This window comes from Paenibacillus pasadenensis DSM 19293, assembly GCF_000422485.1.
In the GTDB taxonomy this organism is placed as follows: Bacteria; Bacillota; Bacilli; order Paenibacillales; family Paenibacillaceae; genus Paenibacillus_O; species Paenibacillus_O pasadenensis.
The window spans coordinates 1-20,146 of the sequence record NZ_AULW01000067.1 but is presented as its reverse complement, the minus strand read 5'-3'; the positions used below and the strand labels follow the sequence as shown (position 1 = coordinate 20,146).

General features: G+C 58.5%; 20 protein-coding genes and 2 pseudogenes. 2 read left to right on the top strand and 20 right to left on the bottom strand.

Going from position 1 to position 20,146, the window contains the following annotated elements; translation table 11 throughout:
• The first annotated feature begins 4 nt into the window (after window positions 1-4).
• Together H582_RS31755 and H582_RS0109950 are read left to right on the top strand one after the other, a co-directional pair.
• The gene (locus H582_RS31755) at window positions 5-160 is read left to right on the top strand and encodes a hypothetical protein (RefSeq protein WP_156876697.1); all 156 of its coding nucleotides are present in this window, start codon (window positions 5-7) and stop codon (window positions 158-160) included.
• The gene (locus H582_RS0109950) at window positions 157-1,350 is read left to right on the top strand and encodes an O-antigen ligase family protein (RefSeq protein WP_028598440.1); all 1,194 of its coding nucleotides are present in this window, start codon (window positions 157-159) and stop codon (window positions 1,348-1,350) included. Before H582_RS31755 ends, H582_RS0109950 begins: the two co-directional genes overlap by 4 nt.
• Window positions 1,351-1,699: 349 nt before the next feature.
• Here the strand turns inward: H582_RS0109950 and H582_RS0109940 are convergent, their stop codons facing one another.
• From H582_RS0109940 to H582_RS0109855, 20 genes and pseudogenes are all read right to left on the bottom strand, one after another.
• Window positions 1,700-3,334 (bottom strand): glycosyl hydrolase family 28-related protein, encoded by a 1,635-nt coding sequence (locus tag H582_RS0109940; RefSeq protein ID WP_028598438.1) that lies wholly within the window; start codon window positions 3,332-3,334, stop codon window positions 1,700-1,702.
• Window positions 3,334-3,906, bottom strand: coding sequence for a phage adaptor protein (locus H582_RS0109935; protein WP_028598437.1), 573 nt, complete (start codon window positions 3,904-3,906; stop codon window positions 3,334-3,336). The genes H582_RS0109940 and H582_RS0109935 overlap by 1 nt, the downstream gene beginning before the upstream one ends.
• 17 nt (window positions 3,907-3,923) lie before the next feature.
• On the bottom strand, window positions 3,924-4,268 hold the full coding sequence (locus tag H582_RS0109930) for a hypothetical protein (RefSeq protein WP_127464358.1): 345 nt from the start codon (window positions 4,266-4,268) through the stop codon (window positions 3,924-3,926).
• 55 nt (window positions 4,269-4,323) lie between these two features.
• The gene (locus H582_RS0109925; protein WP_028598435.1) at window positions 4,324-5,286 is read right to left on the bottom strand and encodes a N4-gp56 family major capsid protein; all 963 of its coding nucleotides are present in this window, start codon (window positions 5,284-5,286) and stop codon (window positions 4,324-4,326) included.
• A gap of 16 nt (window positions 5,287-5,302) precedes the next feature.
• Window positions 5,303-6,079: a hypothetical protein gene (locus H582_RS0109920; protein ID WP_028598434.1), complete on the bottom strand. Its 777-nt coding sequence runs from the start codon at window positions 6,077-6,079 to the stop codon at window positions 5,303-5,305.
• A 69-nt stretch (window positions 6,080-6,148) separates the two neighbouring features.
• A complete protein-coding gene (locus tag H582_RS31750) occupies window positions 6,149-6,550 on the bottom strand; it encodes a hypothetical protein (RefSeq protein ID WP_127464359.1) in 402 nt (133 codons plus the stop codon).
• Window positions 6,547-8,310, bottom strand: a complete 1,764-nt coding sequence (locus H582_RS0109915) for a portal protein (RefSeq protein WP_028598433.1) — start codon at window positions 8,308-8,310, stop codon at window positions 6,547-6,549. Before H582_RS0109915 ends, H582_RS31750 begins: the two co-directional genes overlap by 4 nt.
• The gene (locus H582_RS0109910; RefSeq protein ID WP_028598432.1) at window positions 8,303-8,497 is read right to left on the bottom strand and encodes a hypothetical protein; all 195 of its coding nucleotides are present in this window, start codon (window positions 8,495-8,497) and stop codon (window positions 8,303-8,305) included. The genes H582_RS0109915 and H582_RS0109910 overlap by 8 nt, the downstream gene beginning before the upstream one ends.
• The gene (terL, locus tag H582_RS26855) at window positions 8,491-10,011 is read right to left on the bottom strand and encodes a phage terminase large subunit (RefSeq protein WP_052333119.1); all 1,521 of its coding nucleotides are present in this window, start codon (window positions 10,009-10,011) and stop codon (window positions 8,491-8,493) included. Before terL ends, H582_RS0109910 begins: the two co-directional genes overlap by 7 nt.
• The gene (locus H582_RS26850) at window positions 9,959-10,720 is read right to left on the bottom strand and encodes a terminase small subunit (RefSeq protein WP_043111171.1); all 762 of its coding nucleotides are present in this window, start codon (window positions 10,718-10,720) and stop codon (window positions 9,959-9,961) included. Before H582_RS26850 ends, terL begins: the two co-directional genes overlap by 53 nt.
• 182 nt (window positions 10,721-10,902) lie before the next feature.
• Window positions 10,903-11,505 (bottom strand): RNA polymerase subunit sigma-24, encoded by a 603-nt coding sequence (locus tag H582_RS0109895; protein WP_127464360.1) that lies wholly within the window; start codon window positions 11,503-11,505, stop codon window positions 10,903-10,905.
• A gap of 17 nt (window positions 11,506-11,522) precedes the next feature.
• Complete coding sequence (locus tag H582_RS0109890; RefSeq protein WP_028598430.1) at window positions 11,523-12,077, bottom strand: hypothetical protein; 555 nt, start codon at window positions 12,075-12,077, stop codon at window positions 11,523-11,525.
• Window positions 12,078-12,194: 117 nt separating this feature from the next.
• Window positions 12,195-12,299, bottom strand: a pseudogene (locus H582_RS33335) (hypothetical protein); the annotation flags it as partial.
• Window positions 12,296-13,672 carry a DEAD/DEAH box helicase gene (locus H582_RS0109885; protein ID WP_028598429.1) on the bottom strand — a complete coding sequence of 459 codons (1,377 nt, stop codon included), beginning with the start codon at window positions 13,670-13,672 and terminating at the stop codon, window positions 12,296-12,298. The gene H582_RS0109885 and the pseudogene H582_RS33335, both read right to left, overlap by 4 nt.
• On the bottom strand, window positions 13,669-13,947 hold the full coding sequence (locus H582_RS0109880; protein ID WP_028598428.1) for a VRR-NUC domain-containing protein: 279 nt from the start codon (window positions 13,945-13,947) through the stop codon (window positions 13,669-13,671). The genes H582_RS0109885 and H582_RS0109880 overlap by 4 nt, the downstream gene beginning before the upstream one ends.
• 267 nt (window positions 13,948-14,214) lie before the next feature.
• Window positions 14,215-16,566 carry a virulence-associated E family protein gene (locus tag H582_RS0109875; protein WP_028598427.1) on the bottom strand — a complete coding sequence of 784 codons (2,352 nt, stop codon included), beginning with the start codon at window positions 16,564-16,566 and terminating at the stop codon, window positions 14,215-14,217.
• A 12-nt stretch (window positions 16,567-16,578) separates the two neighbouring features.
• Window positions 16,579-18,129 (bottom strand): PcfJ domain-containing protein, encoded by a 1,551-nt coding sequence (locus H582_RS0109870; protein ID WP_043111170.1) that lies wholly within the window; start codon window positions 18,127-18,129, stop codon window positions 16,579-16,581.
• Window positions 18,130-18,138: 9 nt separating this feature from the next.
• Entirely contained in the window at window positions 18,139-18,525 is a 387-nt protein-coding gene (locus tag H582_RS0109865; RefSeq protein ID WP_028598425.1) for a Cas9 inhibitor AcrIIA9 family protein, read from the bottom strand.
• Window positions 18,526-18,550: 25 nt separating this feature from the next.
• Window positions 18,551-19,147 carry a hypothetical protein gene (locus H582_RS31745; RefSeq protein WP_127464361.1) on the bottom strand — a complete coding sequence of 199 codons (597 nt, stop codon included), beginning with the start codon at window positions 19,145-19,147 and terminating at the stop codon, window positions 18,551-18,553.
• A 14-nt stretch (window positions 19,148-19,161) separates the two neighbouring features.
• Window positions 19,162-20,146 (bottom strand): annotated as a pseudogene (locus tag H582_RS0109855) (DNA polymerase); the annotation flags it as partial.

Sequence of the window (20,146 nt, the reverse complement as noted above, 5' to 3'; positions counted from 1 at the left end):
GCAGATGAAGAAAAGTGAACGTATCGATATCCGTGTCCCCTTGCCTCTGCTCGCCGAAATCGAGGAGTACCAGCGTGCAGAGAAGATTCCGACCCGGACAGGAGCACTGCTCGAGCTCGCTCGCATCGGACTTAAACAGAAAGGAGGCGAAAAGCCATGAGCATCGCCGCAGCTAGGTTTCCTTTGCAACGCGAGCGGATAAGCTTTGCAGAAACTTTGACGATCCCACTACTCGGACTTACGATCTTCGTCCAGTCTGTCGTTGTCGGGGGCATCAACATCAGCCTCTCGGACGTTTGGCTGTTCATGATTCTGTTTTTTGCCGTCGCTGAACTTGATCGACTTCGGTTAAGAGTTGGCTATTTGTTTGCCTCCGGTGCTTACCTTGCCTGGTGCTCCGTTTCTTTCTTTTGGGCGGGTGATGTAATGAAATCCTTTGCTCCGTTTGTACAATTTTTCGAATTCATGGTGGCTGGCGTTATTGTCTTCGGTAGCCTGACCCAAAAAACTTCGGTCATCCGAATTCTTAAATTTTATGCCGTCATGGCTACTATGCTGGGCCTCGCGTCCGTCCTATTCGCCATTGCGACACGATCATTCAGCGCCCTGTACTTCCTCGATTACCACAAGAATGCACTCGGGGCCATCGTTGGCAACAATATCCCCTTGCTGGTTGGGTTACTGCTTCTTCCGGAATTCAAGCGACGGCGCGTCTGGATAATAGCCGCCTTGTCAATCAGCTCGCTGTCGCTCCTCATTACAACGTCTCGCGGATCTATGCTCGGGGCCATCGTCGGTGTCTGCATTCTCTTTTTCCTCATCTACCGCGTTCGACTGGTTGTCCTTTTCGCGACCTTAGGCGCCGGACTGTTCTGGCTGTACACGCGCTTCATCGCACCGGACTATCTCGAGAGCTTCACACGTACGGACCAATTTTCCTCCGCCTATAGCCGAGTGACGATCTACAACGATGTTTGGGCAAAGATCCAGGAGGCGCCAATGCTTGGACACGGACTCGGAAATTACTTCATCGAAATCATTTACCTCGGTTTCCGCCAGAACGATCCTAACAATGTGTTCTTGCTCAACTTGGTGGAGATCGGCCTTGTGGGTCTCGTTCTGTTCATCGTTCTCATGGCGTATTTCTTCGTGCAGGCTCTTAAAAACCGCCGCGCATTCCGAAGCAACGCCAACTATCTCGTCCTCTCTGCTACGCTGTTTGGATGCTTTGTCTCTCAACTCGCGCATATCCAAGTTGACGTATCGTGGTTGCGCGGGACTGGCTTGTTTATGTTCGGTTGTGGTGCAATGATGCTCTGCCTTCCGCACCTGAAGGAGGAAAGAACGTGAAGAAATCAATCATGCTTGGATTTCCATTAATAACTCTGATCGGTCTGGTCGTCCTCGTGAATGTCACAGCTTCAGAGGAGCATTGGTACAATATCGTTTATTTAATCACAATCGGCTTCATCATCTTACTAGGGACCATGATTAACAACATTTTCGAAGGTAAGTCCAACAATGTAGCTCGTTGTGTTTTGTTAATGCTGGCAAATGTCCTTTTGTTTATCTCCCACTTCTCAATTTACATTTACGTCATAACACTCGTTCTCATTTGTTACGCTTTGGCGCGTCCGATATCGAAACGGGAACCTACGCACGAGTAAATATAAAGAGCGCAGCTCAGCGGCTGCGCTCTTTATATTTCGAACCACATTCCTGCCCGCCGAACGAACGTGATGAACTTTCCAAATCCTTGAAGAACTTTGTTCACCCCTGCCTGCATAATGATCTTGGCCGGGTCGTGAACAAATGTGGTCGCCGTGCCGTTGATGCTCATGAGCCTCAAGATCTGTCCATCCCGACCGTCAAGCATATCCGTGACCGACGTCGGAACCGTATTCGCTACCTTGAAGTCACTCGAACCGGAAATATGGTTGTACCCGACAGATGGCGTGCTCGTGTTGATGTCAAACTGGATCAAATCATTCGCCCTGGCCCGCACATTGGTATATTCGATATAGGCTTGGCCCCCCCCGAGGAGTTTCGGTGGGGTTACCCCGAGAATCGTATTATCGAATATATTCCGCTCGCCAGCCACCCTGAACATTGTCGATGATGCGTCCGGAGTCGTTCCTCCTCCGGAGTCCTCAAAGTGGTTGTCGCAGATCGTGTTGTTTGAACCCAAAATGTCAATGACTTGCCGCTTATTGTTCAGCGATTTGGTAATGAATCGATTGTCCGTGATGATGCTGCTATCCTTGACGACGATCGGGAAAGCACCGCCGCCGGCATAGAGGTTGTCGAACGTGTTCGCATCCATCGTAACTCGGGAAACGGATGTTAGATCCTGCTTAAAGATCCTAGCTCCGTCCTTCGTTGGCGAGGTGAAGTCATTGCCGATAAACTTCACGAGCCCTTGACCCTTGAGATAAAACGTATGTGGCTGCAGATCCGGATTTGCATATGCAGTCAAGTCCGTTGCAGATCGCGTGACAAACTGGCAGCCCATGAAATTGATTTCTTGCACATTATCCAAGAAGAATGGACTTGATAGCGACTGGCCAGCATGCAACTCGAATTTAGTTTTCTCGAAATAAATATGTCGGGCGAGCTTATTAGCGTAAAGCATGAAAGGGTTATTTTCCATATGCAGCGCCGTCACGTGAACTGCATTGGTGTTGTTGATCCCCGTAGCATCGCCCTCGAGTGAGAGAGCTGCATACGTACCGTCCGTGCCGCAGTACATGATGCGCCCACCGTAAATGTATCCATCATAAACCTGCACCATCTTCAATGCTTCTCGCCTGAATCCGGTAATGTACAGGTCTGAAATGGTGAATTCCGTCTGGACGCGCTCCATATAGACCGCCACCCTATCAGCAGCATTCGCCGACGTGTTCCAGTGATCAGAACCTAGGATGTGCAAGCTTCGAAGACCTCCGCCTTTCATCATTCCGGAAGCTCCGTATATCCCTGCGGCAGGAATAAAGCTGATTACCGGATCAGAAACATTCTTACTAGGCAAAATAACCGATCCCATAGTACGCCTTTCAGGGACTTGAGAGGCTTCCGGTGAATTTTCCCCCGCCAAGATTAAACCACAGTCGCTCACGAGGCCTCCAGAAGTCCTGTACCCCCCATTGGGGAAATAGAGCATCGCCATCCCATTCGCATTTGCATAATTAATTGCACGCTGGATTGCCAACGTATCATCTGTATACCCGTCCCCGCGTGCGCCGAAGTCTCGAACGTTGCAAATGATGTCCTTCCATATGGCATGGTTCTTGTTTGCCTGCTCATACTGCTGGGCGATAAGCTTCATGGAGTCCATCACATAAGCCCTCCGAACACATTCTGAATCTGCATGGGTGGGTAGACCCTAGAGCGCATGTACTGCTCTTCCAGATCGTTGTACTGCGCCACAAACCCATTCGCCATCGCGGTATCCTGGGCCGATTCCGCGAGCTCCTTGCAGAGCCGGTAGACGAGCATCATATGCCATGCTTCATCAAAATCAGGAATCTGCCCCCTGCCGCTGATCGGTGCCGGCTCCATGTAGTGGAAAACGACGAGCCCGCCTGGGATGTCCTTTGTCGGCGTCGGGTAGAGGTTCAAAGAATTGCCTTCAGTTACATAATAAAAATACCCAGGAGCATATCCAGGGATTGCATCGCGTTTGTATGTGCAGCCGTCAACAAGGACGCCGATGATATTACTTGGCGAAAACGGCACGGAGTAAAATGGATTCCCCGAAATGATATCAAAGCTTGTCGCCGTCTCCGGCTGATAGAGGTAACGAGAATATTCCTTAACTGCGTTTGAGAGCAGTAGGAAAAGATACGTGTCGTCGAACCCGTGAGGGTATTTCGACGACACGATGGTCAGGATTTGGTCTACGTTCAATGGGATTCGCTCCCTTCTTACAGCACCTTGATTTCTTTTGTTACGCTATCCTTGATTCGTTTGTTGACTGCCATCGTCTTGGAGTGGCTTTCTTTCCAGATGTCTCGAATGACGACAGGGACCTCGAATTCAATGCCGCGTGGAATCGCATAGATGATGCCGTTCCAGCCAACGATTGCGACATCATCCGGGTTATTTTCATCTACCGGAATTTCGATCGTTACCTTTGGCATTTCGGCGAGCTGTTGCTTGAAGCTGCGCTCTTGAGCGCGGATCTGGGCTTCGAGGTTTTTTTCGTTTTGAGTTGCAGCTGCTTGATTCTCAGCCTGGGCTTCCTGCTCTTCCGTTTTCTTTTGGGTCATTTCTTTTTTCCTCCCTTGGATTCCGCTGAGTAAGAGGGGCATAGCCCCTCCCCTTTTATACCGTTGCCCCGGACTCGTACCGGACGATGCAGAGCTCGTTAAGCCGGACGACGGTGAATGCGCATTTCCAGGCACACGTCGCGAATTGGTTCAGCGGGTCGGAGACGCCGCCAGAGCCTGGCGGATGGACGATGATGTCGGGCTTGCTGGAACCTTCGATGTCCGGCCCGGCGTAGGCGGCGCGGCCCACGAAGATCGTGCCGAAAACGTCAGCACCGCCAGACCCAGCACCCGCGAACTTGACGCCGTTGTCTACCTCGAGGAAGTAGATGCCGTACATCGTGCCGAGGATGCCTTCTTCGCGGTTTTTCGTGTTCACGTAGGTGTTCTGGTCCTTCCATTCCTGGGTCGTCATGAGATCCGTTGCGACGTCCGTGTGAATGAAGGCCAGCCAGCCCATGCCCCCGCTTGGCAGCTTCACTTTCTTAACCTTATTGCGCTTCATCGTCCGGCGGACGCGGAGGATGTCCATGGCCGAGATTTTGTCCGTGGCGAGCAGCGTGTTGCGGGCGGACTTGCCGTTCGCATAGACAACGTTGCTGCCGGCCGCCAACACGTCGCGGTAGATGGTGTCGATGGACTCGCCGGCGTTCTCGCCCATGAGTTCGGATGTCTCGGTCATCATCGGGTCATATCCGGTCATCATGATGAAGTTGGAAAGCTTGGTCCAGGCTCCGTACTCCTGCACCGTGGCCGTGATCTGCGTGATGTTCAGATCCACTCCGTCAGGCGTCACGCCTTCCGTCAGCGCCGTCGTGGATACGGCGAGGGAGTTGAGGCGACGGAACTGCGTCGTGGCTCCCTTATTTTTTGGGATGTTCTTTTTCTCTCCGAACTTGGCGTACTGGAGCTCCGGCGTCAGGCGTTCCAGCATGGCATCCTGGTAATACGTGTGCTGCTCCGGGGTCAGAGCGTTAACCCCCGATGTGGCGTTATAGCCTTGAACGTTCGTTGCCATTAGAAATCACCCTCCATTAAATTGATGTTACCTCGCCGCGCTTCACCCGCTCGCGGAATTGACGGCGCTCATCTTTGGACATCGACATGTAACCAGACTTCTCTTCCGCCCCTTCGGCGCCGAGCGCGCCGGGGGAAGATGTGGCGTTGTTCGTGAGACCGCGAATCGTGTTAGCCTCTGTCTCCTGCTGAATCTTGGACAGCTTGTCGTGATGGGAAGCCAGGATGTATGCATCTTCCAGCGCATAACCTTTGCTTTGAACAAGCCCCACGATTTTGTCGCCGTATTGGTCAAAATCAGGATACTTGGCGCGTAGGTCGACCAGTTCCTGCTGGATGCGGAATTGCTGCCGTTCCGACTCAAGCTCCTGCTTGGTCTTCGTCAGCTCATCGACTTGCTCGCGCAAAGGCTGCAAGTGTTCAAGTACGACAGACTGGTCGACACCCAGCCGGCGCGCCTCGTCCTCGATGCGCAGCTGCTGCTCCGATTCCTCGATCGCCTGCAAGTATGCTTCTGTGCTTGGGAAGCCGTGGTACTTTGCGGCGCGCTCGAGTTGCCTTGAATGCTGCTCGAATTGATCTGCTTGTCCCTGCAGCTTGTCGTAGTTAAGCCCTTTCTGGATCCAGCTCGGTGCCTCGTCCAGCCCGATAATGCGTTCTTCGTGATTGTACTTAACTTTGATGCCTTCTGGGTTTGGTGGCGCCTCCTGCGTGGTAACAGTAGCCGCTGTTTCAGTCGTTGTGGCTTGAATCGGTTCGGCGCTATGGGTGGCGCTTGCTTGCGTCTCTTCCATCTGTCGTTGCCTCCTCGGGATATGGTTGTCCCAACCTAAACGGGCTTGCGCAGTCTCAGCGCAAGCCCGTTACTTTACGCCGCCCAAGACAACATCATAGCTATGCGCTGTGGCATCCTGGTTAGTTAATGTGACGTAGACTACTGTGCATGGAAGGTCTGTCTGAGGGATGTTCACCCTGTTCATGCTCGTTACCGCAACGCTTGTTCCTGCCGCAGCGTTAGGATACATACCGCTGCTTCCGGATGTATGGGCGTATTCAATCCTTAAGGTCATATTGTGAGGTTCTGCAGTTTTACATACTGCGTAAGCCCATATTCGTCTGAAATCCACGACTGGAGTTGCAGCGATTGCTATTGCCGTTGCTCCTGCAGGAACTGAAATGTTCAATGTTCTAGCTATTTCTGAATTTATATTTAGCATCTCTGCTAGCTCAACCGATCTTCCCTGTGTATCCCATCGACTTGTCATCTCGTACCCTCTCTCGCCGCGGCCGCAGCCTGGGCATTTTGCCCCTTCACCTGTTCAAGCTCAAGCCGCTGTTCATGTTCCCTCTCCTTTATCGCCAGCTGCTGCTCAAGTTGCGCTGCCGCCTCGGCCTGCGGGTCCGCTTGCTGAGCGCCGGACATCGCCTCGGCTTGCTGCTGCTGTTGCATCTGCTCCTCCAGCTCTTTCAGGAGACGATCTTTAAACGGCACGACGTTCTTCGGCGCGTACCGAAGATACTGCTCCGTGCTGATCGCCTGCTTTTCATAGAGCTTGTCCAGCGAAGCCATCATCAGCTGCTCGGAATAGCTCGAGCTCGGCCCGATATCGATCTTCAGATTCAAGCCGATGTCAGCGTAATCCGTACCCCTAAACGTCTCTGCGTACCCTTCACCCTCGTCATCCTTCATCGCCACGCGCCGCGCCGTGTTGTACTTCGTCTTCCAGAATTCCTCCCATACGCGTCCCACGTCCTCCATTGCTCGATAGAAGCGTTTTTTGATGCTCTCAATCGGCACGCCAGCCGCTTTTTGCAAGAGCATAATTGCACTGGCGTTCAGGTTACCGGACTGCATATCACCCGTTGCCGCATCCTGCGCGCTGCTCAGGGTTTTGGTGTAATCGATAAACGAGTCAATCAGCTTTGGAATATGCGGCGACATCTGTCCAGGCGTCATGTAGTCCGCGCCGGTCTCTCCTTGCGGCGACCGATCGATAAGCGGAACGCTCGGATCGTTGTTGATCTGATTCGGATCGACGTACGCCGGGTTGATCTTCATTTTCGGCCAGCCTGTTAGCTGGCTGCTGTAAACGCTCATGGCGAGCATGAGGTTAATCGCCCGCTGGTTCGGGACGATTCCTTCGGCGTCGCCGATACCATGAATGGACTTCTTCCGGCGCTTCCACTGCATAACGACGAGCGGGTAGCTCTTGAATCCAGTGAAGGTCGGTTTTTTCACGAGCTGGCTGCCGGCCGTCCGGCAGAACATGACTTGCCCATCCTCTCGCCAGTACATCGTTTTTACTGTGACCTTTGTGCCCTGGCCGACTTCCTTTCGTGCGCCGTCGTAGCCCTCGTCAGTCTGATCCGAGTCGCCCTGGATGGTCGAGACGAGCTCGCGGCTCAGCCCGTTGGCCATTGCTTCCTCGCGAACCGAGTCGACCATCTCGCGATGCGTGATGATGACGAACGGCTGCTTCTGGACGCGGCGCTGCTGCGGGTTTCCGAAGAAAACGTTAATCGGATCGAGCGTCTCGCCCTGCATCTCCCCGATCCAAGGCATTGTCATTCCGCCTTTAACCGATGAATCCCAGTAGTAATGCCAGATGCCCGTTCCGGAGTTGGACGCGCTCTCCAACGCCTCTTCGTTGAGTTCGTCCTGTTTGATCAGTTCCCAAACCGTGTCGCTGTACCGTGTGAAAGACTCAGCCGCTTGGATGGCCACCAATGCTTCCGGACTCTGCTCGCCTTCGTCAACGGCTTCTTGAGGCGAGAACAGCATCTTCACGTTTTCGTTCATTACGGTTGATACCTTGTGGTTGCTGATAAAATCGATGATGTTGAAGACGGGACGCGGCAAAGACTTGGTCCGTGCCGTCGCCGGCGGCCACTGGTCGCCCGCCTTCATCCGCTCATAGAGCGGCCATGCATCCAAGAAACCGCGGCTACGCAGGTACGACTTGCCTTCGGTGTATCGTTTGTCAACGAGCCCGACGAGCTCTTCGCCTGCAGCTACTTTACTCAATCCTAACCACCCCCTCTGCTCCTACCCATTCGTCAACCACACTTTGTACTCGAGCCTTCTCTTCCGAATCAGGCTGCGGTTGAGGCTTCTCCAGCTGCCGACGAATGAAGGCGTTCAACGCTCGGATTGTCTCCGGCTCCAAATGGGGCCGCTCCAGGATCTGCGCGACCTCGATGAGCTTTACCACTCCATGATCCCTCCTGTATACGGTTCTTCCACCTGAAACGGAAACGGTGTCGGTTTGGGCGGCGGCTCCGGCAGCTCGCCGCGGTGGTAGATGAACCGATGCAGCGCCTGGCTCATGGCATCGACCTGGTCGTCATGCGTGCCTTTAGGGAAGGCGGCGCACTCCTCGACGAAGTCATGAATCCACTCCGCCTGCCGTGGAAGATACGTGTTGCCTGACTCGATGTAGGCGGAGACGGCATTGACCCTGGCGACCTTGCCGCCTTCCGGGTTGACAGCCACGATACCGCCCATCCGCTGCCGCAGCGTCGAAATGATGGCCGAGCCGTTGGCCTTGTCCTCGACCAGCTTCAGGACGGCGTCCGGGTGCTTGGTTGCCATGTTCTCGAGCGTTTTGACCGTCGCCGGGAAGTTCATCCGCGCACGAACCTGGTCGATGAGGTACATGTCGGCATTGACCTTGCCCCAGACCTGGATGACGACGAAGTCGCTGTCCGCCTCGTCCTTGAAGGCGGCGTCGACGCTGATGAGCTGTGAAGCCATGGGCGGAAGCGTGTCATAATACTTCCACCACTGCCGCTTGAGCATATTGCCCTCTTGGCTGCTTGGACGGCCTTGGAACAAGGCGTTGAAGGAGCCCGCGAAGGCCCTGCGCCGCTCGATGAATTCCTGCCCGTAGCGCTCCGGCCATAGCGGCTCGCCCAGCTGCCGGCCGAGTGGGTTGCCCTCTTCCTGCAGGTGCTTCTCGTCGGCTTCAAGAGGCAGGTTGACGCGGAGCCAGGGGAGGACAGGCCCGTATTCTGGGTTGAGCAGCCGACCGCACAGGTCGTCTTCGTGCCATCGGGTCATGATGATGACCACGATCGCGCCGGGGTGGATCCGCGTTGCGATGGAGTCGACCCACTCGTCCCAATGCTTGTCACGGATCGTCTGGGAGTTGGCCTCCTCGCGGTTCTTGATCGGATCGTCGATGATGATGCAATCGCCGAGGGACGATCCCGTAATTCCAGACATGATGCCGCGGGAGATCATGCCGCCGCGCGTCTTCCTTCCGGTAGAGTCCGTAACTTCCCACTCGCCCTTGGCATTTGTGTCCGTGGAGATGCGGATTCCGAATAGATCCTCTCCATGCTCCTTAATCTTGTCCTTGTTCTTGCCGCCGAACTTTTCCGCAAAGCGATCGTTATAGCTGACCTCGATGCAGCCCTCCTCCGGGAACTTGCCGAGGAAGAAGCTAGGGAAGGTCTCCGTAATATGCATGGACTTTCCATGCTGCGGCGGGACGTTGACCATGATGTATTGGTCTTCGAACGGCAGTTCTCCGGCCTTCATAAGCTGCCGGCGCCGAACGGCGTCGCCTAAGACGTTGGCGATGTGCTCCCCGTGCCGCGTGTACCGGTACATTGCCCCGTGCGTGTATTGCACGTAGGCGTAATAGTCCTGGGACGCCAAAAAGCGCTCCTCAGCTTCCAGGAGCGCGATCAGTTCCGATTCCTCTGCGGCGGTTAAGTTCATCGATGCGGGCCCTCCTTTGCTCTGGGCTCAGGTTGCCGACGTCCTGGCTCGTGTTGTCCAGGCCGCCCGACAGCTCCACCCTGTCCCTGAACATGCCGAGATGCCGAGCCACGTTCTCGAGCGCCTTGCCCTGGTCCTGCAGCTTCACCTCGACGCCGGCCTGAGTCTGCTTGACGCCGGCGTACAGCATGCGGGCTTGGGGTGGCAGCTGGCGCGTGTCTTCGAGATGCAGGTCCAGGCGACCTTCCCCGGAGCAGATCGGGCAGCGAGGGTTGGGGGCGGAGAGCCGATTGAAGCCAAAGCCGCCTTCGCACGAAGGAATATCCGGGGGCTTGTCGCTCAATTCAGCTTCCCGCTCCGCGGGGCGGACAGCGTCCTCGTATTCGGCGGCATCGCGCCATTGGTACGCGTGCCCGATGCCGTAGCAATGCCGACAAGCTAGGCGGCGCAGGTGCATGATCTCGTTCGGATCTGCGGTCGCGATGGCCCACCAGCGCTGTAGGACCATGTCGGCCGTGATCTCAGTCCGGCGGGCCCGCTCAGACATCGCGGCCTGCAATTCTCTCTGAATATCAGGTTTAGTCAGGTTTTCTTGTCCCACCGACCTCGCCGTCTTCTTGCTATATCCTGCACGGATGGCCGCCTGGGTAGCGTTGAGATCGACAAGGTATTCAGCAACGAATTTTTTCTGCTTTGCAGTCAACGCCACATAAGCGGCCTCCTTTCAAACATGCGATCATAATTCACAAAAAAAAAATTACAAGAAAAAGGAGCCGCCCATAACTGGCCAGCCCCTCTCCTGAGACGATTCGTATGATACCACTTTAACACGGGTTGACAGGCTCTGTGTTCTCAACTTATTCGCATTTCATTCGCAACTTTTTCGCACTCCTACGCCATCAGCTTTTGAAACTCAAGCTGGGCCTTCCGGTGCAGCCGGTAATATCCGTCCTTCGAGATGCGCATCGTTCGGGTGACCTCATCCCAGCGCTTGTCCTCCATGTACCGTAGCCGCAGCAGCCTGGCGCAATCCGGCTTGTAGCCGGCCAGCGCCTCCAGCACGGCATCGACCCGGCGGAGCTCTGCCTGCAGGTCCTGTGCCTCGGCCAGACGCTCCAGCAGCATGTCCAGATCGTCCGTGCCGGCGCCGCGCGCCTCGATGACCCGCTTGATCTTGCTACGCAGTTCCTGCAGCTGTCCGCTGTCCTCTGGATCCGCGCCCTGCACCGGCACCGCGGCCAGCTGTGCGAGGGTGCCGACCGGGTAGCGCGTTAGGTACGCATGCGCCGTCGCCTCGAGGCGCAGCTCCTCGCCCGTCAGGTACATGTAGCTTGGTTGTCCTCTCAGCTTGCGGTGCAGCTGCTGGAGCTGGTCATCCTCGCTCAGCCGGCTGATCGTGATTCCCACGCCTACTGGCACGGCGTCCAGCGCTTTGATGCGGGCCTGCTTGGCCCGGTAGCTTGTCAGCAGCTCGATGGCTTGTTGCTCAGTCAATTCAGCCCCTCCTCTCGTCATTCTCCGGCCGCGTACAGGTAGATCAGCTTGCGCACACGAGTCATCTCGCCGATCGCCCGATCTAGTAGCTGCGCCTCAGTTGCCGGCTCCGGACGCGCGGCGCGCTCGATCGTCTGCAGCAGCATTGCCTTTTCGGTCTCTGCCGTGTTCAGCTGCTCCTCGAGATGCTTGACGCGCTCCTGCAATCTCTCCTGCGCCGCGTTGTGGGCCTCGTAGGCGTTGCGCCGCAGCTGCGCATGCTGCTCGTGCTCCGCCTTGAGGCGCTCGATCTCCGCCTGCTGCTTCTCGGCAGCCTCGCCGGCCAGCGCCACGAAGGAGGCGTTCTGGTGTTCAAGCTCCGCTATCCGCTGCCTGGCCTCTTCGAGCTCCCTTTTCGCCGCAGCCAGCTTGGCGGCTGCGGCATCCTCCGGCTTGGAACCCGGAGGTCCAAGTCGATTGTACACGGTCGACTCCCCGACATTGTGCTCCTCTGCGATTTGCTTGATCGTCTTTCCGACGCTCCGCTCAGCCTGGATCTGCTCCGCCGTAAGCGTGATTTTCGGTTTGGCCATTTTCGTTCCTCCTCCGTCCAGTTGAATTGGTTTCTTCCTTGGCCTGGCTTCAGACGCAAACTCCTCGCCCAGCGCTCGGATTCTGATGCCGATAGGACACTCACTACCGCAATACTTGGCAAGTCGGGTTTGATTCGGACCCAGCTCGCGCTTTTTGGGGCACCTCTTGCAATTAGCGTCCTGCAGCACGTCGATCTCCCGCACGATCCTCGCCCGACTCATCCGCTCCTCACCTTCTCGATCCGCGCCTTGACGGCCTCCATCAGCGCATCTTGGCCGGCGGCTTTGCTCTCCAGCGCCGCGACCGCCTCCTCGTCCATCGTGCCTTCGGCCACCAGCCGCATGACGACGATGCTGCGTGTCTGGCCCTGGCGGTGGACGCGGGCATTGGCTTGCTGGTCCTCTTCCAGGCTCCAGATCTGATCGAACCACACGACCGTCTGGCAGCTCGACTCCTGCAGGTTGAGGCCGTGGCCGGCGCTCTTTGGGTGCAGCAGCAGCAGCGGGATCTCGTCGGCGTTCCAGGCGCGGATGTCCTCGTTGCCGTCCTTGCCTTTGCGCAGCGTCCGCGCTTGCGGGATGCGCTGCTGGATCCGGGCGAGGCTGTGCTGGAAGTCGTAGAAGACCATGACCGGCTTGCCCTGTGCGGCCTCGACGATGTCCTCCAGCGCGTCCAGCTTGGCATCGTGAATCGGCTTGACCCCGCGATTCTCGTCGTAGACGGCGCCGCTGGCCATCTGCCGCAGCTTGTTGCTCAGGACGGCGGCCGTCTGCGCGACGACGTCGGCGTCGACGTATTCCAGCAGCAGCTCCTTCTCCAGCCGCTTGTACAGCTCCGCCGCGGCGCCGCTCATCCGGATCGATACGGTCCGGTCGATGCGCTCCGGCAGCTCCAGCCAGTCCGCCGCCTTCATCGACACCGCGATGTCGCTGATCGCCTCGTAGATCCGCTCTTCGGCCTCGCGCTTCTGGCGCCATTCGTAGACGACGTGGCCGCTGCGAGATCCGGCGGTGAAGTAGCGGTCCCGGAAACCGGTGATCGTCTTGCCGAGGCGGTCGCCCTGATCCAGCAGGTAGACTTGCGGCCACAGGTCCATCAGGCTGTTCGGCGCCGGCGTGCCGGTTAGGGCGACCAGCCGCTTGATGAACGGACGGACGCGGCGCAGCGCCTTGAAGCGTTTGGCCTGCGGATTCTTAAAACTCGACGATTCGTCGACCACCACCATGTCGAACGGCCACTTGCTGCCGTACTCGCCGACCAGCCACTCGATGTTCTCGCGGTTGACCACCCAGATGTCGGCCTCGGTCTTCAGCGCCCGCCGGCGGGCGTCGGCGCTACCCAGCACCTTGCTGATCCTCAAATGCCGCAGATGGTCCCACTTGCTCGCCTCGCGGGCCCAGGTGTCGTCGGCGACCCGCAGCGGCGCGATGACCAGCACCCGCTCAACCTCGAAGTAGTCGTTCAGCAGCTGGTCGATCGCCGTCAGCGTGGCGACCGTCTTGCCGAGGCCCATCTCCAGCAGCAGCGCGATGTACGGCGTGTACAGGATGCGATCCGAGGCGTAGTCCTGATACGGATGCGGGTGGTACTTCACTCGCTCACCTCCTGGATGAACCGTTTGATGGCCTCACGGCTGTCGATCGTGTAATGCCGGTGCCCCATCTCCTGAAGGATCCGCGCCCAGCGCACCTGCAGCGGGGCGAGTCGGCCGCCCGGTGCTTTCATCTCGACGAATGCGATCCGTCCTCCTGGCAGCAGGACGATCCGATCGGGGACGCCGGCTTCACCTGGCGCGGTCCACTTCACGGCGCGGCCGCCTGCAGCTCTGACCTCGCGGACCAGCATACGCTCCAGCTCTGATTCTCTCATGTCGACCTCCTATCTCAGCGTTGCCGAAGTTGACGTCTTCGCGCACGTAGCGCTCAAATGCGTGTTTAACTTATGTGCGCCTCTCTCGCGTATGGGTTAAATATTACTTTTACTACTACTATTGTTTTTACGGCAACCTTGGCAACCATACCCGGAAAGCCGCGTCAATACTCGGCTAAACACGGTTGCCTTCGATCCGGATTGATGGCAACTTCGCGGCAACCTTGGCAACCGGGCTCGGCAACCTCGGCAACCTCTCGGCAACCTTCACGGCAACCGCTCGAAGACGCGCTGAACGCCATAGACGGGCATCTTCGCCTTCCCCTTGCGCTCCACCCATCCGGAAGCTTTACGAAGGATATCCATGATCTCCTTGCCTTCCCAGGCGCGCATGTCGCCGCGATGCTTGCCGAGGCACTCCACCCAGATCTGGGCCGCGCAGACGCGCTGCCGCTGGCCCGATGGCCTGTCCATCTCATCGGATTCCTCCGTCTCCAGCCACTCCAGGATCATGCCTTCGCGCGGATCGTGCTCCATGTGCGCCGCTTGCTGGCGCTCCGCCTCCATGCGGGCGTCGCTGTCCAGCTCCAAGGCTTCGCCCGCCCTGTACCAGCTCACCACCTCCGCCCAGATTTGGCTGACCTCGTCGTCGCCAAGATGGTCCCAGTGGCTGAGCTCCGCCCGCTCCGGCAGCACCTCGATCGGCCAAAACCGCCGATTGCCGGTGGCGTCCCGCAGGAACTCCCGCGTGTTTGTCGTCCCGAAGAAGACGCATTTTCGGGGGAACTCGGACACCTGCCGATCGTAGGCGACGCGGTACCGGTCCTCGGTCTTGGACAAGAACGCCTTGACCTCCTCGACCTCCGCCCGCTTCAGCGCCGACAGCTCGCCGATCTCGAAGATCCAGCCCGACTGCAGGTGCTCGCCGGCCTCCTTGTTCTCGAACGTCCGCAAACTGTCCGAGAACCATTCCCGGCCCAGCTTTGCCAGCAGCGAACTCTTGCCGGCGCCCTGCGGCCCCACCAGCACCAGCATCTGGTCGAACTTGCAACCCGGTCGGTACAGCCGCGTCACGGCGGCCAACAGCATCTTGCGCGTCGCCTGGCGGACGTAATGCGTGTCAGCCGCGCCAAGGTAGGCGACGAACAGGCGCTCCGCCCGCGGCACGCCGTCCCAGCGGCCGGCTTCGATGTACGACTTTATTGGGTGAAACGTGTTTCGGTGGACGACCTCCGTGAACGCGTTCTGGATCGTCTTGCCCGAGTTGATAGCGTACGCCTTGCTGAACCAGTGCTGCAGCCGCTTGTCGTCCGCGCCGAGCCACGGCTCATACGCACGTCCCGCCCGCTCTCGTTCGCGCCACGGCAGCGCCCGCCGGACGACCTCGGAGTTGCCGAAGGCGTCGTAGGCCAGCACGCCGCGCCAGACGCCATGCGAGAGGATCAGCTCTGCGTTGCCGGCTGTCGGCAGTGGAACACCGGTCTTGTGATGGGTCTCCAGCTGCTCGACCCAGGCGTCATCCTCATCTGGCTCTAGGTCATCCGTCGCCGGCTCCGCATCGATGTCGCCGAACGCCTCCTGGATCTCGGCCATCTTCGCCCGCTTGATCTCCGGCCGCGCCGCGACAAAGTGCTCCATCGCCAAGTGACTCGGCTTTTTCGCATCCGGCGTGTGCTCCTTGACCCGCTCGTCCAGTTGCCCGAATTTATGGACACGGACCAGGTCAAACAGATTGTAAGTCCGGCCATCGGCAGCCGGGTCGCTGTCCTGATGGCTGAACGCCAGATCCTGCTCCGGATAGATCTCGAGTCCGTTCGCGGAGGATCCGCCGGCGTAAGTGTAGCGATTCGGCATGCTGCCAGGCGAGTAGACGTCGGCGAGGAACGTGTCGATGCCCTCCTCGATCGTGAACGTCCGGCAGAACAGCCCGATCGTGCCCTGCTTTTCGCGCGGATCCTGCGCGCGCTTTGCGGCGAGTGCTGGCGCCTTGTCGCCCGCATGCCGCGGCCACGCCATGACGTCCCGCCAATCCGCGTACATCGCCAGCACGGCGTCGACGTCAAGCAGCCCCCCATCGGCAAGATGCAGCTCCGGCTCCGCGTCCTTGGAGCAGCTGGGCAGGTACATGAGCCGGTGGACGTCGAACGTCGTCTTGTCCATGTACTCCATGCCGATCTGCTCCGCTAGCTTGCGGGCGACGGCCGCATACTCGTCGGGCGACAGCGGCCGGCTGCAAGGCGCGATCAGGCGATACTTCGGCGCCGCCGGCCGGTGGCTATGCGTCGAGTAGATGGCGTAGGCCGTGCCGCCGAGCACCAGCTCGACCGAGAAGAGGAAGCTGTCGTCCGCCCGGTCGATGTCAAGCGTGATCAGGCTGCGCGTGTCGACGTTCTCCTTCTTGCGGCGGCCGCCGCGGACGAGCCCGCCCACGAAAGCCGGGCCGTCCTTTACTTTGCCGCGCTCGGCGTTCGACATCTTGTCGTATTGCGCCATCGTCTCCGCCGTCCGGCGGACGCGCTGCAGCCGCTCGACGAACTCGGCCCAGGTCAGGTATTCAGGTTTCCACGAGACGTCGGCGCGGTGCTTGCCGAAGCTGATATCGAGCTCGATGTCTTGCATAGGTTCACTTCCTTAGGCCGGTTGTGCGATCTTGATCTTGCTGCGCTTCTTCTTCTCGGTGAGCTTAGCTTTCTCGAACGCCGCGACGAAGGCGGCGACGTCCGGCGGCGGCGGGGCGTTCTTCATCCCTCGGCACTGGACGATCCTTGTGCCGGATACCTCCATCGTATGGTAGGGCTCGTCCAGCGCCGCCGCTCTCCGGATGAGGAGGATCGTCGTCTCGCCCTTGGCGTAGCGATCGGCGTACCCGCCGACGCAGTGCGATAGGGCCTTGCCCTCATCGAAGAGCTCGACGCTGCTGACAGCCGGCCGGATGATGAGTCCGTCACGCTCGAAGCCGTAACGCTTCAGCAGCTCCGGTAGCCGTTCGGCGATCTGCTTGTTGACGCGTTCGTCGTTCACGAGCTTCAGCGCACGACCCGCGAGCTGATGCGCTTCGTGGAGGTTGTTCGGAAAGAGGACACCGGGCCTGGTGATGTCGCGGCCGAGCTCGCGGCACTCCCGGAGGTAGTCGCGCCAGTCAATCAGCACGGGCGAGCCGGCCGAGTAGCGGCGCGGATCCCGACGCGCTTGCTTCGCGATATATTTTTTGAGGACAGGCAGCGGCGCGTGTTCGCTCAGCGCCGTCAGTCGCTCTGCATTGAAAGGGTCGACAAGATCGCAGAGCGTCCGCGCCTCCTCCCAGCTGTAATTGGAACCGTCCTTTTTGGAGATCTGGTACGAGCGGAGCGCGCGCGGCCCGATCGCGCCGGCCTTGCGCATCTGCTTGATCTCGGCTTTGGTCAGGCGCAGCACGGCCTCAGGCGTCTTGCCGCGCCAGTTGATGGCGCCGTACGTCGAGCCGCCCGTCAGCTTCGAGACGACAAAGCTGCGGAGCCCGGCCTTGGTGAGGAACTCCATGACGTCGCCGTAGCGCGCCGCCAGGTCGAACGTCTTGACGTAGTCGTTGACCTCGTAGCTCTCCCACATGCAATACCGAAACGGCGTGCCCTCGACCGCTCGCCGGATGTTGGCTCGGCTGTGGAAGCAGGGCTTGTAGTCCATCGACCGCTTCGCCTCCGAAAAGACGCTTGATGTAGCCTGCCAGTTGATGTAGCGGCTCCAGTAGTCGCGGCGCAGCATGCGGCCGCCCTGACCCCACTCGAACAGATACATGGCGACGGGCTTGATGACCGTCTCGGTCTCGCGGTAGTTGCCGGAGTAGTCGCGCAGCATGTAAAAGCCACGCGCGATGATCGCCTGCGGGTCGATGGTCGACTTTTCGTACCAGATCAGGTACGCCTCGTCGATCAGCCTCTTCCGGCCGCGGCCGGACGCCTTGACCCGGCAGGCCGAGCGGCAGAACGGGCACTCCTCGATCTTGCCGTGCCGGAGCCCGTCGCTGTGGTGCTCGAGCTTGCAGTGCGTGCAGTATGCGATCTGCTGCCTGCCCTCCCGGCTGGTGAAGAGGTACCGGCTGCTGGCCAGCACCTCGTCCGTGCAGTAATCTCGGATCTCATCGCTGATGTCGGAGGGGAAATGCCGCATGAACTCGTTCTCATAAAATCGGTTCTGCTTCGACATAATGACCCCCTACCCGAGCAGCGCATCGAAGTCGAAGTCTTCATCCTCTTCGACCTCTGGCGCCGATGGCGTCTCCGGCTTGGCCTCAGCGGGCGGAGCTGCGGGCGCTGGGGTGGCTGGGGCCGGCACAGGCTCGGCGAAGTACTTGACGACGATCGCAAAGCCATCCGCATCCGAGAGGACGGCAACGTTGCCGACCTTCTGCTTTTCGGCGGCCTTGCGCATGCTGTCCAGGCTGCGCGTGATGGACTTGCTCTCGGCCAGGACGTGGACGGCGAAGCTCGGGTCAGCCTCCAGGTGCTGCAGCAGGAACTCGCCGATGACCTTCACGTAGCCTTCGTTTTTCGCGCTGGCCATCTCGGCCTTGATCTTCTCAATTGCCTTGTCGAGACTCATTTCTCATCATCCCTTCTATTTGTATTTAGGAGCAGTTTCCGTTCAGGATACAGACATCGGCCGACAGCTTGATGACTGCAGGCAGGTTCGGATTTACGGGCTCGAAGCCAGTCAGATCAACGCCCAGCTCCTGCAGCTGGCGATATGCCTTGTCGCCGCTGCGGCTGCCTTCTACGATGGCCAGCACTTCATCCGAGACCTTGACCAGCGCCTTGTACTCCTTGATCACCGGGGCAATCGAGCTTTCCACGATGCTGTATGCTTCCTCAAGGCCATCATGCAGGCCATTGGTTCCGAGATCGAGTAGATTCGTACGCGCCCAAATAGCATTTTCCTGAATAATATCTCGACGCATTGCTGTAAGGTGGCGCCCAATATCTCCGACCAGCTGCGAGAAATTCCATGCTTTTGCGTACCTCGGATGTCGCTCTTGTACAGCAAGCAGGGCTGTATGCAAGCTGGACGCGCTCCGTTCGATCGGATCGAGATCCTTATATAGCTGGTGTATGACCGGCGTAAAAGCGACTTTCAGCGCGTCTAGAACCTCTTTTTTCAATTCCGCCTTCCGTTTCAATGCTTTCGCATTAATGAAATCGTATAGATCAGCTTTTCGAATCGCCACAGGAACGGCCTCCCTCAGTCTTTTTGATAGAATTCGCACTCGAACCCCGCTGCCGCAAGCGGCAGCCCAGGCGCCCAGTCGATCGGCTCTCCCATGAGAGCCGTGACCCGCTCCAGCAGCCCGTCGTCGCTATCTGCATCGATGACCACCTCGTCGTGAACGTGCATGACGATCTCCAGCCCTGCACGATCAAGCCGCAGCAGCGTCTCCGCCAGGCAGTCCCGCGCGATCGCCTGCACCAGGTTCTCCACCAATCGGCCGCCATAGGTCCGCTGCTTCTCCCACTTCTTCTTGACCTGATCCATGCCCCAGAAGCTCAGGCATTCTTTTTGAAACGGCTCTTTGTCCTTCGGCCGAATCGTCTCCATCTTCACTTCCGGCTGCACGTAGGCGAGGCTGCGACCGCTCGGCAAGTCAGCAAACAGGATGCCGCCGGCGTAGCGATACTGGATGCCGTGCTTCAGTTTAACCGTGGACTTCGTCCGCACGGCTTCGATCGCCGCCTCCTCCGCCGCATACCACAGCTTCCGGATGTTCGGATTTGCATCGCGCCATTGCCGCACGAGCCGCGGATACTCCTCTGGATCGATTTCCCTCTTGCTGTCCATAGCCTCGAGCGCGCCGGCGCCGCCCTGGAAGCCGCACGCGAGCTCTGCGACCTTGCCGAACGGCCGGTATTTGTAGTTGTCATGCCCTTTCACGATCGTCTCGAGCGGAACGCCGAACATACGGGACGCTGTCGCTTCATAGATGCGGCCGTGCGTCCGGAACACCTCGAGCTTCCACTCCTCGTCCGCGATCCAGGAGATGACGCGGCCCTCAATAGCCGCGAAGTCGTCTACGATGAAGCGCCGCCCTTCCGATGGAACGAAGGCCGTCCGGATCAACTGGGAGAGGACGAACGGCGGCGGGCCGAAGAGCAACTCCAGCAGCTCGAACTCCCCCGCCCGCAGCAGCTCCCGCGCCAGGGCGAGATCGGGAATCTTGTTTTGCGGCAGG

Excerpts from the sequence above, each read along its gene's own strand:
- H582_RS0109920 (WP_028598434.1), bottom strand. The coding sequence starts at position 6,079 with ATGGAAGAGACGCAAGCAAGCGCCACCCATAGCGCCGAACCGATTCAA.
- H582_RS31755 (WP_156876697.1), top strand. The coding sequence starts at position 5 with ATGAAGAAAAGTGAACGTATCGATATCCGTGTCCCCTTGCCTCTGCTC.
- H582_RS31750 (WP_127464359.1), bottom strand. The coding sequence starts at position 6,550 with ATGACAAGTCGATGGGATACACAGGGAAGATCGGTTGAGCTAGCAGAG.
- H582_RS0109940 (WP_028598438.1), bottom strand. The coding sequence starts at position 3,334 with ATGGACTCCATGAAGCTTATCGCCCAGCAGTATGAGCAGGCAAACAAG.
- H582_RS0109880 (WP_028598428.1), bottom strand. The coding sequence starts at position 13,947 with ATGAGAGAATCAGAGCTGGAGCGTATGCTGGTCCGCGAGGTCAGAGCT.
- H582_RS0109865 (WP_028598425.1), bottom strand. The coding sequence starts at position 18,525 with ATGAGTCTCGACAAGGCAATTGAGAAGATCAAGGCCGAGATGGCCAGC.
- terL (WP_052333119.1), bottom strand. The coding sequence starts at position 10,011 with ATGAACTTAACCGCCGCAGAGGAATCGGAACTGATCGCGCTCCTGGAA.
- H582_RS0109890 (WP_028598430.1), bottom strand. The coding sequence starts at position 12,077 with ATGGCCAAACCGAAAATCACGCTTACGGCGGAGCAGATCCAGGCTGAG.
- H582_RS0109875 (WP_028598427.1), bottom strand. The coding sequence starts at position 16,566 with ATGCAAGACATCGAGCTCGATATCAGCTTCGGCAAGCACCGCGCCGAC.
- H582_RS0109930 (WP_127464358.1), bottom strand. The coding sequence starts at position 4,268 with ATGACCCAAAAGAAAACGGAAGAGCAGGAAGCCCAGGCTGAGAATCAA.
- H582_RS0109925 (WP_028598435.1), bottom strand. The coding sequence starts at position 5,286 with ATGGCAACGAACGTTCAAGGCTATAACGCCACATCGGGGGTTAACGCT.
- H582_RS0109870 (WP_043111170.1), bottom strand. The coding sequence starts at position 18,129 with ATGTCGAAGCAGAACCGATTTTATGAGAACGAGTTCATGCGGCATTTC.
- H582_RS0109950 (WP_028598440.1), top strand. The coding sequence starts at position 157 with ATGAGCATCGCCGCAGCTAGGTTTCCTTTGCAACGCGAGCGGATAAGC.